General features: G+C 64.5%; 15 protein-coding genes. 5 read left to right on the forward strand and 10 right to left on the reverse strand.

Annotation, left to right across the window (positions count from 1 at the left end):
* Positions 1-6: 6 nt before the first annotated feature.
* Together SE92_RS06175 and SE92_RS06180 are read right to left on the reverse strand one after the other, a co-directional pair.
* Positions 7-408, reverse strand: a complete 402-nt coding sequence (locus SE92_RS06175) for a RidA family protein (RefSeq protein WP_063194931.1) — start codon at positions 406-408, stop codon at positions 7-9.
* Between the two features lie 203 nt (positions 409-611).
* Complete coding sequence (locus SE92_RS06180) at positions 612-1,457, reverse strand: cell envelope integrity EipB family protein (RefSeq protein WP_063194932.1); 846 nt, start codon at positions 1,455-1,457, stop codon at positions 612-614.
* Positions 1,458-1,703: 246 nt separating this feature from the next.
* Between SE92_RS06180 and SE92_RS06185 the strand changes: the two genes are divergently transcribed.
* The 4 genes from SE92_RS06185 (at position 1,704) to SE92_RS06200 (ending at position 4,854) form a co-directional block, all read left to right on the forward strand.
* On the forward strand, positions 1,704-2,171 hold the full coding sequence (locus SE92_RS06185) for a RidA family protein (RefSeq protein ID WP_018321130.1): 468 nt from the start codon (positions 1,704-1,706) through the stop codon (positions 2,169-2,171).
* A 6-nt stretch (positions 2,172-2,177) separates the two neighbouring features.
* The gene (locus SE92_RS06190) at positions 2,178-2,924 is read left to right on the forward strand and encodes a glycerophosphodiester phosphodiesterase (protein ID WP_063194933.1); all 747 of its coding nucleotides are present in this window, start codon (positions 2,178-2,180) and stop codon (positions 2,922-2,924) included.
* Between the two features lie 195 nt (positions 2,925-3,119).
* Complete coding sequence (locus SE92_RS06195; RefSeq protein WP_084251764.1) at positions 3,120-4,361, forward strand: GNAT family N-acetyltransferase; 1,242 nt, start codon at positions 3,120-3,122, stop codon at positions 4,359-4,361.
* 64 nt (positions 4,362-4,425) lie between these two features.
* Positions 4,426-4,854 (forward strand): HIT domain-containing protein, encoded by a 429-nt coding sequence (locus tag SE92_RS06200; RefSeq protein WP_063194935.1) that lies wholly within the window; start codon positions 4,426-4,428, stop codon positions 4,852-4,854.
* 190 nt (positions 4,855-5,044) lie between these two features.
* Here SE92_RS06200 and tsaA read toward each other — a convergent pair whose 3' ends face one another.
* The 4 genes from tsaA to SE92_RS06220 form a co-directional block, all read right to left on the reverse strand.
* On the reverse strand, positions 5,045-5,536 hold the full coding sequence (tsaA, locus tag SE92_RS06205; RefSeq protein WP_063194936.1) for a tRNA (N6-threonylcarbamoyladenosine(37)-N6)-methyltransferase TrmO: 492 nt from the start codon (positions 5,534-5,536) through the stop codon (positions 5,045-5,047).
* A 32-nt stretch (positions 5,537-5,568) separates the two neighbouring features.
* Positions 5,569-5,919: an AzlD domain-containing protein gene (locus SE92_RS06210; protein WP_063194937.1), complete on the reverse strand. Its 351-nt coding sequence runs from the start codon at positions 5,917-5,919 to the stop codon at positions 5,569-5,571.
* The gene (locus tag SE92_RS06215; RefSeq protein ID WP_063194938.1) at positions 5,916-6,656 is read right to left on the reverse strand and encodes an AzlC family ABC transporter permease; all 741 of its coding nucleotides are present in this window, start codon (positions 6,654-6,656) and stop codon (positions 5,916-5,918) included. The genes SE92_RS06210 and SE92_RS06215 overlap by 4 nt, the downstream gene beginning before the upstream one ends.
* A gap of 110 nt (positions 6,657-6,766) precedes the next feature.
* Positions 6,767-7,708, reverse strand: a complete 942-nt coding sequence (locus SE92_RS06220) for a lytic transglycosylase domain-containing protein (RefSeq protein ID WP_245324469.1) — start codon at positions 7,706-7,708, stop codon at positions 6,767-6,769.
* Between the two features lie 120 nt (positions 7,709-7,828).
* Between SE92_RS06220 and SE92_RS06225 the strand changes: the two genes are divergently transcribed.
* The gene (locus SE92_RS06225) at positions 7,829-8,866 is read left to right on the forward strand and encodes a TRAP transporter substrate-binding protein (RefSeq protein ID WP_063203370.1); all 1,038 of its coding nucleotides are present in this window, start codon (positions 7,829-7,831) and stop codon (positions 8,864-8,866) included.
* A 72-nt stretch (positions 8,867-8,938) separates the two neighbouring features.
* Here SE92_RS06225 and SE92_RS06230 read toward each other — a convergent pair whose 3' ends face one another.
* From SE92_RS06230 to SE92_RS06245, 4 genes are read right to left on the reverse strand one after another with little or no spacing between them, the layout of a single operon-like run.
* Positions 8,939-9,139, reverse strand: a complete 201-nt coding sequence (locus tag SE92_RS06230; RefSeq protein WP_063194940.1) for a hypothetical protein — start codon at positions 9,137-9,139, stop codon at positions 8,939-8,941.
* A 53-nt stretch (positions 9,140-9,192) separates the two neighbouring features.
* Positions 9,193-10,491, reverse strand: a complete 1,299-nt coding sequence (locus SE92_RS06235) for a glycoside hydrolase family 130 protein (RefSeq protein WP_063194941.1) — start codon at positions 10,489-10,491, stop codon at positions 9,193-9,195.
* A gap of 35 nt (positions 10,492-10,526) precedes the next feature.
* Positions 10,527-12,812, reverse strand: a complete 2,286-nt coding sequence (locus SE92_RS06240; RefSeq protein WP_063194942.1) for a glycosyltransferase family 4 protein — start codon at positions 12,810-12,812, stop codon at positions 10,527-10,529.
* Positions 12,809-13,729 (reverse strand): class I mannose-6-phosphate isomerase, encoded by a 921-nt coding sequence (locus SE92_RS06245; RefSeq protein ID WP_063194943.1) that lies wholly within the window; start codon positions 13,727-13,729, stop codon positions 12,809-12,811. Before SE92_RS06245 ends, SE92_RS06240 begins: the two co-directional genes overlap by 4 nt.
* Positions 13,730-13,878 lie beyond the last annotated feature (149 nt).

Raw genomic sequence — 13,878 nt, forward strand, 5'->3', positions numbered from 1 at the left:
GCGGCCTCAATCCGCGACCGCGATCGCCTCGATCTCGATCAGCCATTCCGGCGCGGCGAGCGCGGTGACGCCCAGGAGCGTGGACGCCGGCGGCTCCATGCCCTCGAAGAAGGCCGAGCGGGCCTTGCCGATGATCGGGCGCAGCTCCGGCTTGTAGTTCACGACGAAGGTCGTGATCTTGACGATGTTGGAATAGCTCGCCCCCGCCGCTTTCAACGCGTGGCCGAGATTCTGCATCACCTGCGTGGTCTGCGCGGCGATATCGCCCTCGCCGACGATCCGCCCCTCCTCGTCCACCGACACTTGGCCGGAGATGTAGATGGTGCGCGCGCCGGTCGCCGTGACGACGTGGGAATAAGCGGGATTGTGATGCAGGCCGCTGGGGCGGAGATGATCGAGCTTGGGCATGGGTGCTTGCCTCCCTAGGGTTTTTGTTGGGAGAGCGTAGCTGGGGAGTGTGACGAGAGCTAGTCCCGTCAGTGCGAGGAGCTCAGCGACAAAATTGCGTAGCAATTTTGCGCAGATGCGACGAAGCAATCCAGAATCTTTCCGCGGAGAGATTCCGGATCGCTTCGCTACGCCCGCAATGACGGAGGAGAGACCCTAGCCCCTCAATTACAGGGCTTGCTGTCCTTGACGTCGAACTTGCCCATTGCGCCGGAAATGACGAAGTCGTTGTAATCCAGCACGAGCTGGCGCGAGACGCCGTTCTCGTAGAGCTCGAACGCCATCGCATAGACCGGCGTCTGCTCGCCTTCCTTCTGCTGAGCCTCGCGGTCGAAATAGCTGACGGTGACCGGCCAGCGCTTCAGCGACTTCATGTGTTCGTCCGCGGTTGACGGATCCGGCGAGGCGGCGCGGTCGGCGGGGATCGGCTGGCCGATCACGGTCAGCGTGTTGTAGACCTTCTGGCCGTCGTCGGAGCCGTCATAGACGGAGAGCTCGAGCAGCGATTTGCCGTCCTTGGCGGCGGCGATGATGCGCTGGATCTGCTCGGTCGGGAACACGATCTTGCCGTCGAGGGTAAAGCTCTTCGGCGCCGGCAGCTTCAGCTTGACGTTGATGTGGTCGCCGTCGCGCTCGGCCGAGCCGTCGACCCGGCCGGCGTCCGCCTCGTTCATCCGCGTCTCGATCTTGAAGCGATAGCTCTTGCCTGTGGCGTCCTCCCAGGAATTGGAACGGAGGTCGCTCAGCGTGACCTTGCCCTCGCCGCTGTCGAGCTCGGAGACCTGGCGGAATTCGGAGGTGTAGCCCTCGCAGGAGCTTCCGGTGAAATTGTAGAGGATGCGGCCGCGTGCGCTGTTGACCGAATTGGAGCGCGATTTCACCAGGCTGAGGTCATAGAGGGCCTGATGCGCCAGGAACGGACCGTTGGCGGCCTGCGCGCGGTCGCCAAGGCCGAAACTGGCCGCCGCGAGCGCCATCACACCGAGCGAAGTCCGGAAAAGGTGCACCATGTCTAGTCCTTGGGGACGCGTCCTTGGGAAGCGCAGATTCGACATTTTAATGACCGTTCCATTGCGTCGCAACTGAGGCCGTTTCACGTAAAGTTGCGGCCCTGCCGTTGAACCTGCCGCCTCGCCGCGGGCCAAAGCATCTTCTTGCGGGTTGCTTGCATGTGGCGGCCCGATGGGCGAAACAGGGCGCGCCCGGCCGCCTTGCGGACGCGCCGGGGCGAATGATTTTGGACAACGAGGTCGGACATGGCGGGCACGGTCGAGCAGAAGCTGGCGGAACAGGGCATCAAGCTGCACGAGGCGCCCACCCCGGTCGCCAATTACGTCCCGTTCGTGCGCACCGGCAATCTGCTGTTCGTCTCCGGCCAGGTCTGTTTCGATCCCGCCGGCAAGCTGATCGCCAAGGGCAAGCTGGGTGCCGGCGTCTCGATCGAGGACGGCGCGGCGGCGGCGCGCGGCTGCGCGGTGAACCTGCTGGCCCAGGTCAAGGCGGCGCTCGGCGATCTCGACAAGGTAGTACGCGTGGTGCGCCTCGGCGGCTTCATCAATTCGGCGCCGGACTTCCTGGACGGGCCGAAGGTGCTCAACGGCGCCTCCGACCTGATGGTCGCGGCTTTCGGTGACAAGGGCCGCCATGCCCGCACCACCGTCGGCGTCGCCTCGCTGCCCGCCGATGCGGCGGTCGAGGTCGATGGCGTGTTCGAGGTCGCCTGACGGAAAATGCGCGCTCCTGATTGGCTGACGGCCCGGCCGGTCGCCCATCGCGGCCTGCACGACATCTCCCGCGGCATCGTCGAGAATATGCCGGGCGCGGTGCAAGCTGCGATCGCGGGCAATTTCTCGATCGAGGTCGATATCCAGCTCTCCGCCGACGGCGAGGCCATGGTGCATCACGACCATGCGCTCGGCCGCCTCACCGAGGCCACCGGCGAGGTCGTGTCGAAGACCGCCGCGGAGCTGAAGGCCGTCAAGTTCAGGGATACGGACGAGCGCATGATGTCGCTGTCCGACCTCTGCGCCCTTGTCGCCGGCCGCGTGCCGCTGGTGATCGAGGTGAAGAGCCATTTTGGCGGCGACCGCAAGCTGGTGAAGCGGATGGCCGAGGTGCTGGCGTCCTATCAGGGACGGGCCGTCGGCATGTCCTTCGATCCCGACCAGGTGCTGGCGCTGCGTGAGCTATTGCCGGGCCGCCCGCGCGGCATCGTTGCCCAGCGGACCTATGAGGACGATTACTGGGCCAAGCTCACGCCGCCGCAGCGCGACAGCATGCTGTACCTGCGCCACGGCTTTCAGACCCAACCCCATTTCGTCGCCTTTCGGGTCGACGACCTCCCGGCCCCCGCCCCCTGGATCGCCCGCAACGTCTTTGGATGCGCCCTGCTCGGCTGGACCGTGCGGACGGCGGGGCAGCGGACCCGGGTCGGGCAATATGCGGATCAGATGATTTTTGAGGGGTTTGTGCCGTAGGCCTCGCTCGTGCCCCGGACAAGCGGCAACGCGTCAGCGTTGCAGCGCAGAGCCGGGACCCAGGGCGGTGCTCGCGCGGAGAGTTGGGCCCCGGCTCAGCAGCGCACCACTGCGTGCTGCGCTGCATCCGGGGCAAGGGAGCGTCTCTTCCCACCCCCTTGAAGTCGCTGCTGCAATGCACGATCTTGGGGGTCGATGGCATCATCCGACATCACCCTCGAGGCCGTACCTTCGATCGACAACGTGTCACCGGAGGATTGGGACGCCTGCGCCAATCCCGCCGGGCGGTGCCATGGGGCTGGCAACGGAACCTCATCCGTCCTTCCAGGCGATTCCCCTAGCCTCTCAAAGCCTGCCTATAACCCTTTCGTCTCGCACGCGTTTCTGTCTGCGGCGGAGAAATCGGGTTCGGCGACGATCCGCACCGGCTGGGGCCCGCGGCATCTCGTGGCCAAAATCGATGGCCGCGTCGTCGGAATTGTGCCCTGCTATCTGAAATCGCATTCCCAAGGCGAGTACGTCTTCGACCGCGGCTGGGCCGACGCCTATGAACGCGCCGGCGGACGCTATTATCCGAAGCTCCAGGTCTCGGTTCCCTTCACCCCGGCGACCGGACCGCGGCTCTTGGTCCGCGACAGCGTCGACCGCGAGCGCATCATGGACGCTCTGGCGAGTGGCCTCATCGCGCTATGCGGCGTCAGCAAGGCCTCCTCCGTCCACGTCACCTTCGCGCGCGAGACCGAGTGGAAGCTGCTCGCCGAGCACGGCTTCCTGCAGCGCACCGACCAGCAGTTCCACTGGCACAATGAGGGCTTTGCTGGTTTCGACGACTTCCTGTCGACGCTGAACTCGCGCCACCGCAAATCGATCAAGCGCGAGCGTCGCGATGCGCTCTCCGCCGGAATCTCCATCCACTGGCTCACCGGCAAGGACATCACCGAGGACGCCTGGGATGCATTCTTCATGTTCTACATGGAGACCGGCTCGCGCAAATGGGGCCGGCCTTATCTGACGCGGGAATTCTTCTCGTTGATCGGCGAGACCATGGCAGAGGACGTGCTGCTGGTGATGGCCCGCCGCAACGACCGTTGGATCGCAGGCGCGATCAACTTCATCGGCTCGGACACGCTGTTCGGCCGCAACTGGGGCGCGGTCGAGCATCATCCGTTCCTGCATTTCGAGGTCTGCTATTATCAGGCGATCGATTTCGCGATCAAACGCGGCCTCACGCATGTCGAGGCCGGCGCGCAGGGCGAGCACAAGATCGCGCGCGGTTACCTGCCGCGCACCACCCATTCCGCCCACTTCATCGCCGATCCCGGCCTGCGCCGCGCCATCGACGATTATCTCAAGCGCGAGCGCGCCTATGTCGCCGAGGCTGGGCGGGAGCTCGCCGAGCTCGGCCCGTTCCGCAAAGGCATCGACGAGGCGCCTTGACGCCTTGCCGTGGCTGGTGACAGTAAGCGCAAAATTCTGAGCGCAAAATTTTTGGGGAGCCGTCATGATCGCCTACGACACCAACAACATCTTCGCAAAGATCCTGCGCGGTGAGCTGCCCTGCTCCAAGGTCTACGAGGACGAGCACGTCTTCGCGTTCCTCGACATCATGCCGCGCGTCCCCGGTCACACGCTGGTGATCCCGAAGGCTCCTGCCCGCAACATCCTCGACATCAAGCCCGACGACTACGCCCATGTCGCCCGCGGCGCGCACAAGATCGCCGCCGCCGCCATGAAGGCGTTCAAGGCCGATGGCATCACCGTGCAGCAATTCAACGAGCCCGCCGGCGGACAGGTGGTGTTTCACCTCCACATGCACGTCATGCCGCGCCACGACGGCGTCGCCATGCTGCCGCCGGCGAGCCGCAAGGAAGACGCCAAGGTGCTGGAAGAGCACGCGGCGAAGCTGATCGCGGCGTTGAAGGCGGGGTAGCCCCGTAGCCCGGATGGAGCGCAGCGCAATCCGGGGGACTGTTCCCGCATTCCGCTTCGCTCCATGCAGGCTACGATCTCTCCTCGTCATTGCGAGCGAAGCGAAGCAATCCAGACCGTCGCCGCGGAGACAGTCTGGATTGCTTCGTCGCAAAAGCTCCTCGCAATGACCGGGTGAGAGCGCTGCGCCCTCACTCCGTCTCGAAATCACCCTTCTGCGGCGCCGCCAGCGGCGTGAATTCGCAGCGATCCGGCTTGAGGTCGATCAGCGGCGTGTTGTCGATGCAGTCGAGACCGCGCACCAGGATCGTGTTGCCCTCGATGCCGACCAGCTTCACGATCGACGTGCCGATCGGATTGGGCCGCACCGGCGAGCGCAACGAAAAGGTGCCGCGGGTCTTCTCGTTGTTCTTCGGGCTCTGCAGGATGATGTCGCGGCGCGACTGGTCGAGCCAGTACAGCACTTCGAGATTGCTGTAGAAATCGACGCCCTTGATCGCCGGTACGAACGGCTCGAAGATCTCGAGCCGGCAGATCGGGCCGTCCTGGCGCCCCTGTCGCGGCGTCTCCAGCCGCGACGTCCAGGGCGTGCGGATACGGCCGATGAAGACGAGACCGGCATCTTGCGTCGATGGCAGCTCGATGGCGACCTCGCCCTCGCGGAGCTCCTGTTCGCGAACCATATTTCCTGTTCCCCGGCTGTTCGCCGGCGGTTTTAACCCAACCACCACTTCCCGGCCAGCATGAAGACTTCGCCGGTCACGACGCCTGCGAAGATCGAGCGGCGGGTCAACAGGAACACGACGAGGCCGGCGGCCACCGCGCCGTAGCGCAGGCCATCGGGCACGCTGGCGAGCGCGCCCGGCGGCTGGACCACGATCTGGGCGATCACACCGGCGAGGATCGCGGTGGCAACCGCCCGCACCCAGACCAGCAATTCGGAGCCCTCGTCGATGCCGCCGCCGAACCACAGGCCCAGCATGCGCCAGATCTGATTGGGAACGACGCCGGCGACGAACAGCACGACGAGCGCCTGCCAGTCGCCGATAAGCTGCGCGTAGCTCATGCGCGCACCTCCCGCCACCAATGCACGCCATAGGCAATCGTGCCGGCTATGAGCCCGCTGACGAGGATGTCGAGGCCGGAGTTCATCTTCGCGGCCAACGGATAGAGCAGGACGCCGAGCGCCAGCGCGACGACGTCGGCGACCTCGCGGCTGTTGCGCGCGGTCGAGAACAGGAACGACAGCGGCGTCAGCATCAGGATCGCGGCACCGAGCGTCTGCGTCAAATTGGCGGCGAGGAAATAGCCCACCGTGTTGGCGGTGAGACACACCGAGACCAAGCCGAAGCCAAGCCCGTTGACGAAGGCGATGCGCCGCTCGCGCGGCACCAGCGGCAGGAAGCGATGGCATTCGACCCAAAGCGTCACGGCCGTGAGATGCGCCGCGAAGAACAGCTCACGTCGCTTGGTGGTCGGCGTGCGCATCAAGGGCAGCACCGAGACCACCATCGGAAACAGCCGGATGGCGCTCACGGTGACCGCGATCGCCGACTGAATGATGGTGGCGCCCGAGCCGAGCGTGGTGATCAGGATGATCTGCGCTGGACCTGCCCAGACGAACAGCGTCGAGCAGAGCGCCCACAGCAGGCTGAAATGGGTGTCGTGGGCGAGCGCGCCGATACCGAGATAGGTCGCGAACAGGACGAGCGTGAGGATCGTCTGCGTGATCGAGCGCAGCCCCCAGCCGAAGGCAAGCCAGGGACTATTCCATTGCGGTGAGTCGAGCGGAGGAAGCGCCACGGGTGCTTTGGCTGGTGAGGAATCGTGCGCGCATAACGGGCGATGCAGCGGCTCGCGTCAAGGAAGCCGGCGTCGGGGCTGGCATGCATGACACACCCACCGCCGTCAGCCTACCCCGCGACACCCTTGTTCTTCAGCACGAAACACGCTCCGCCCGCCTTGCGGATGCGGTTGCACAGATCATCCGCCTCGCTGCGCGTATCCGCGCCGATCCGCACCTGGTAGAACGCGCGCGTGCCGCGGCTGCGCATTACCGACGACAGCAGGCTCGGATCGCGCTCGCCGATCACCGTGCTGAGCCGCGTGACGGCGCGGGAGTACATCGCCAGCGCCCGGTTGCGATCGAAGCCGGCGGCGAGCTGGACGCCCCAGGCCTTTGCGGCCGCCAGCTCCACATGCTGCTCGAGCTCGGCGACGAAGGCATTCGGCGCACGCTTGAGGAGCGCCATCAGATCCCGGCAACTGGTCGGCGGCGAGCTCGGCGGGCCCTTGCCTGTCGCTCCCGCCTTGGCCCAGGCATCGACGCTGGTGCCGGTGATGGCGTACACATAGTTGCGGGTCTGCTCGGGCATCGCGCCGGTACCGGCGAGCCATTCCTGCACGCGCCGCGGACCGGCATTGTAGGCGGCCGCGGCAAGACCGAGATTGCCGAACTGGCTGCGCAGCTCGCTCAAGAACTCGGCCGACTTCGGCAGCGCCTGCACCGGATTGAACGGATTGAGCAGCCCGCGCTCGCTTGCCGTGCCCGGCATGAACTGTGCAATGCCCTGCGCGTGCTCGCCGCTGCGCGTCGTGGGCCCGACCGCGTCGGCCTGGAAGCGGCTCTCCTGCCAGATCACCCGGGCGAAGAATTCCAGCGGCAGGTTGGCATCGCGCGCCGCCGCCTCCACGATCAGGCAGATCGACTCCCGCGTGTCGCTCTCGCGCGCGTCAGCCGGCTTCTCTGCCGGCTTCGCGGGCTCCTCGACGCCGGGACCGGCTTCCTCGGTCTTCGCGGGCGGGCTCTCCAAAGCCGCGGCCTGTGACGCCGCGACGAGCAGCAGAGTGAGCATGCTAGACGCAATCTGCATCCATTGCGGGCAGGCATGACGATGGCGTCCGCCGGCGCGGCGTGCAACAAGATGATCTGCCATGCTGTGGCATCGTGCCATGGTTCGACGAGTTGCCAATTGATGCTGCCTGACCTGCCTCTCCCAATGCGTTACCCCGCCAAACGGATCCGCTCCATTGTCGCCCTTGCCGTCTGGATCGCGATCGTTCTCAGCGTCGCACCTGTCGTCGCGCAAGAGACCTCCAAAGGCACCTGGCAAATGACCACGGAATACCCTGAGAATAACATCTCCGGGATCGGGCTCACCAGTTTTGCCAGCCGCGTAGCGGAACGCACCCACGGCTTCGTGACCGTGGCCAACGCCTTCGACAACAAGCTCAAGATCAATTCGGGCGAGATGCCGCGCGCTGCGCTCGATGGCCGGATCGCCGGGGGCGATGCATTCGCAGGCGCGCTCTCCGGCATCGACCCGGTGCTCGGATTGTCCACCCTGCCCTTCCTGGTGCAGTCGGTCGAGCTCGCCCGCGCCACCAATCTGCGGGCGCGCCCGCTCTACGAGAAGGCGCTGGCGGCACGCGGCCTTAAGCTGCTGTATGTGACGATCTGGCCTGCCACGGGGCTGTGGTCGGAGCGTGCGCTCCAGGGAGCCGACGACCTGCCGACGCTGAATTTACGAGCCTATGACGCCAATTCCAGCGAGGTCATGCGGGCGGCCGGCGCCAATGCGCAGTTCCTGCCGATGGACGCGGCGCTCGCCGGGTTGAAGGAGCATCGTCTGAATGCGTTCCTCACCTCCGGTGACGGCGGCGCGGGACGCAAGCTCTGGGACTTCCTGCCGCACTTCACCGCCATCAACTACGCGATGCCGGTCTCCATCGCGTTCGTCCGCAGCGAGACCTTTGCGGCGCTGCCCGAGCCGATGCAGCGCGAGGTGATGGCGGCAGCCGCCGAGACCGAGCAAAGCCAGTTCGCGCTTCTGGCCCATCGCACCTCCGAGAACTATGCGCGCATGCGCGACAACGGCGTCACCATCGCCGAGCCGGCGCCGCAATCCCTCCTCGAAGCGCTCCGGAAGGCCGCAACGGCCACGGTCAGCTCTTGGGAGGCGCAGGCCGGTGCGGACGCCGCCGCGATCGCCGAATGGGCCCGCCAGCAATGATGCGAGCACGCCCGCCGTTGGCATGCTCCCGGCTCACTGCGTTGAAACGACAGCCGGTCTCGCCTTTCGTTGTTAATTCTTGACCGGAACCAGGCTTTCGCCGCTGATGGCGCGGTCAAGGGCGTCAATCAGCGCCTGAAATTCGACGAACTTGTTGCGCGCCCGCTCGGCCGTGTCGCGCTCGAAAGGCGCCGCCAGCACTTTCGCGTGCGCGTCCCTGTCCTCGATCATGCGATCACGGGCCTTCTTCAGTGTCTCAAGTCGCTCGCTCATGGAGCCTCCTCTGCGCAGATCTGTTCGATCCCGACCAAGTTCTCAGCCCACCATCAGCGCCGCATCGCATCCAAGAGCGCCGCAATTTTGATCGTCGCGAAACTGGAGAATGTGTCGGACACGGCATATGGCAGGATGATCTGGTCGTTGTGCCTCATCCCACCGCAGGTGTAGACGACGTTGGGGACATACCCTTCGCGCTCGGACGGCTCGGGCCGCAATAGCGGCTCGCTCGAACGCGCCAGCACCTTCGATGGGTCACGTTTGTCGAGCAGCGCCGCTCCGATCGAGTATTTGCGGATCGGGCCGACGCCGTGGGTCAGCAGCAGCCAGCCCTCGTCGAGTTCGATCGGCGACCCACAATTGCCGATCTGGACGAACTCCCATGGAAATTGCGGTTTCAGAAGGAGCTGGCCGCTCTCCCAGGTGTAGAGGTCATCCGAATAGATCAGATACAGGTTCTCATTGTCTTGTCGCGCGATCATCGCATAGTTGCCGCCAATCTTGCGGGGGAACAACGCCATTCCCTTGTTGTGTGCCGCAGCCCCCCGCAAAGGCGTCAGTCGAAACGACATGAAATCACTGGTCTCGATCAACTCGGACCGGATCGCCCGTCCGCTATAAGCCGTATAGGTCGCATAGTAGGTCTCTCGACCGCCGTCGTTGAATTTGACAAACCGCGCATCCTCGATGCCGTTCGATTGGGATTCGGTCACGGGAAAGATGACGCGCTCGCTGAGGTCTTGCTCGGGCCTGAACGTCAATTCCACGGAGTCTCCGTCCGGGCCGGATATGCGACGGTTGATCCGGGGAACCGAGGCAAGGCGCACCGTCGGATCGACGGCCAGGCTTCCGTCAACCGCAATCGTTCCGGTTCGAAACGTCAGCGACGAAACGTGGCCTTCGCCGATGGCACGGAGACTCATGATGAAGCGCGAGGCCCCGTGCGGTGTCTCCGTTTGGTCGGGGTGTGGCACGATGCTGGGGTTGAACAAGGCAGACGCCTCGAACGAATACTCGCTGAGAAAATAGGCGCCGACCAGCTGGCGCTGGGTCTTTGAGAATGCGCCATGCTTCGTGAAAGCATCTTCCATCTCGTCGGCGCGGGCCTCGAAGCTCTCCAGGAGGTTACGATGCCGCCCCTGGAAATTGTCCAGGACGTCCGCCAGCTGCGCGGCGACGGCTTCCGAACTAAGCGCCAGAACCCGGTCGACGATATGGTTTGCGCGCATCTTGTCGGTCGGATTCAAATCGCGGGGTTCGGTTGCCGGCTTGAACGGTCGCACGATGACTCGCGCTGGATCGGGCCGCAGGTGGAGCGCCTGCCGGTTTAGGAAAGAAGCGTGTGGCACGGGTGTCCTCGGCTAGCTGAATGGGAGGGGGAAATTCAGGCGCCCACGGCACGCAAGGGTGCGGGTTTTGTCATCAGGCTGTGGGCACGCGCGAGCTGACGCATCTCGGCAAGGCCGAGGAGATAGCAAACGACCGACTCGCCGCCGCGATTTTCGTTTGCCCGATCGGGGTGCAATCCATCGCGGCAACTGCCGGTGATCGGATCAACCAGCGCCACCGAGAGGTCGTTCCTGCCAAGAAACCAGGCGAAGGCCCGCATGGCCATGGCTTTCCATTCGGCATCGCCGTCGCCACGCCACGCGGCCAGACATGCGGCAATCGTCGCCGTTGCCTCCACCGGCTGCTGATCGAAGGCACGGGGGGGCTGTCGCTGCTCTCCGAAGCCAGCGGTACCGACCGGCCGGAAATAGCCCGCCGCGGACGTCTGCTGCGTCATGAGCCAGCGCAAAGACCTCAATCCGGCATCGAGATATCGAGGCATCTGTGTCGCCATACCCGTGAGGATGAGGGCCTGCGGCAATCGCGCGTTCTCGTAGGCCAGCCCTTCCTCGAACCATATCCAATCCGGCGTCTCGACCGACGCCAGGCAGGATATCAACCTGTCGGCCAGGGAATGCCGGACTTCCCTGGCGTGAACATCGTCCGGCGCTACGGCGCAATAAGCGTCCAGACCCAGCAGCATGAACGCCCACGCACGGGGCGAGCGGAAGCTCTCCGCGATCGACAATGCCTGGGCGAACAAGGCAGCAGCCCACAGGCGCCGGGCCGGGCTCGCGTCTCTGCGCGCGGCCTCACCCAACGCCCATAGCGTCCGTCCGTGACTGTCTTCGGAGCCCCTGTCCTCGAGCCAGGTTCGATCGAAGCCCATGAAGTTGCGAAACTGCCTGGTGTCGGGATTCCAGGCATGCTGCACGAAGGCTGCAAATCGGGTCGTCAGGACATCCGGCAGCGGCCGTTCGCCCGGACCATTGAGAGCGCAGGCCAGAAGCAACGCTCGCGCGTTGTCATCGACGCAATAGCCGTGCGCGCGATCGGGCACCGAATGCACCGCATGTTGGAACAGGCCGACATCGTCGCACATCGATAGAAAGTAGCCGATCTGCATATCGGGCGGCGCGGGACTACGTGGTTCCTGCGCGCCCACGTCGGAGCGCACGAAGACCTTCAACCTGTGTCCCTGCCGTGCATTCTCGAAGACCGCCGCGTAGCGCTCAGCGACCCGCTCCCATGTCATCGTCCGGCTCGCCGCATAGGCACGCCGAGACATCGCCTGCCGGCGGGCGGCGTCGGTCAGCAGGTTGGCGATCTCGCTGCCGATCGCTGCAGCGTCGCCGAACGGCACCAGAACTCCGCACTCGTCAGCAAGCAGCTCGCGTGCGTGCCAATATGGCGTCGAGACAACCGGCTTCCCCATTCCAAAACTGTAGGCCAGGGTGCCCGACGTCATCTGAGCCTCGTTGAGATAAGGCGTGACATAGACGTCGCACATCGAGATGAACTCGAGCAGCGTCGCCAAATCGGCGAACCGGTCGAGGAACACGACGTGATCGTCTATTCCGAGTTCACGGACCCGCGCCATCAGGCCTTCGCGATAGGCTTCGCCCTCGTTCCGAACCAGGTTGGGGTGCGTCGCGCCGAGCACGACGTACACGGCGTTCTCGCAGCGCCTCAGAATCGAAGGCATCGCATCGATCATCACGTCGATGCCTTTGTTGGGCGACAGCAGGCCGAACGTCAGGATCACTGATTTTTGCTCAAATCCGAGCCTGGCCTTCGCAGCATCGGGCTCGACAAAGGCGACATCGGGAATGCCGTGGGGGATGACCTCGATCTTGTCGTCGGGCACCAGATAGACGTCGTGCAGCAACTCGCGGCCCTTGTGGGCCATCACCACGACCTTCGACGACGCATCGACGATGCGCTCCATGACCGTCCGTTGCGCGGGTGACGGTTTGGCCAGCACCGTATGGAACGTCGTCACCACCGGCATGGCAAGGCGAGACAGCAGCACCAGGATGTGGGCCCCGGCTTCACCGCCGAAAATGCCAAACTCGTGCTGCAGGCACACGGTGTCGAACTGACCCGCATTGAGGAAATCCGCGGCACGCATGTAGTCTTCGATATTGTTATCCCCGATCTGGAAAGCGACCGCCGGAGGATAATCATAGGTCTGGCCGCGATCGGTCATCGCCACGATGCAAGCCTCCAGGTCCGGGCGCGCAATCGATATCGCGTTCTTCAGGTCGGTCGTATAGGTCGCAATTCCGCACCGGCGAGGCAACGAGTTGCCGATGACGGCGATACGGCGGAGCGGCGTCATGTCAGCACCTCGATGATTTCACTGCCGGAGAGAGCGTCGGTGGGTTTCGTCATGCGTTCGCTGCAATCTTGCAACAAGGATGCAATTGGATCCGGTCCCGGATAGGCGATCAGGATGCTCATCCCGCTCGAGCCAACGTCGATGCCGGCGCTATCGGATTCAATGAAGATTGCGTCCCCGACTGTTGCATTTGCCCGTCCGATGCGTCCCTCCCCCTCGATCACGAAAATCCAGGCTTCCCGATCAGTCTGGAGTCCCCAAAGCGAATTCGCCTGAAGGTCGATCCGCTCGAACACGAAATGCGAACTCGCGACCAAAACCAGTCGCGCATCGGTGAGGCGTCGCGGAGGCGGTTGTGTCGGAGGTGGCCCGGCTTCGGAGGCGGCCACGACGCTGTCCCCGTGCAATTCGCGATGCCGGCCAAAATCGAACAGGCGAAACGTCGTGTCGCTCCGCTGCTGGATTTCGGCGAGCACGATATCGGCGCCGATGGCGTGGATCGTACCGCCGGGAACGAAGATGACGTCGCCTTGCGCCACTGGACGCCATTGTACGAGGTCCGCAATCGAGCCGTCCCCGATCGCTTCGCGCAGCGCCTGCGGCGTGAGATGCCGATTCAATCCCAACGCAATCCGCGCGCCCGGCAGCGCCGAAAGGATGTACCACGCTTCAGTTTTCCCGTTCGGCAAGCCGATGGAGCGCGCGAATGCATCATTTGGATGAACCTGGATCGACAAGGGCTGGCTGGTGAACAGCAGCTTGAGCAAGAGTGCCGGGTTGGGCGCGCTCTTGTCCGTCCGCTCGAGCCACAACTCTCCGACCGGATCAGTCGACGCGTCGATGCTGCTCCAGGGTCGCAAATCGAGCCGGCCCCAGGGTTTGCGAGCGATCTCTACCGAGGCATGCTCGATGGTCATCTGTTGTCCGACTCGGGCATGGGAGATCCTCCTGTTCACGGCGCCTGTTCGCGCCATCGGCCGTCTGCCAAGACCGCGCTGCTTGGTTAATAGACGTCAACAACCGCGGCAGATGTTCTTCAGCTTCGCCGCGGTTCGAGCCTCTTCTG

It is taken from the genome of Bradyrhizobium sp. AT1, assembly GCF_001590795.1.
Taxonomy (GTDB): Bacteria; Pseudomonadota; Alphaproteobacteria; order Rhizobiales; family Xanthobacteraceae; genus Bradyrhizobium.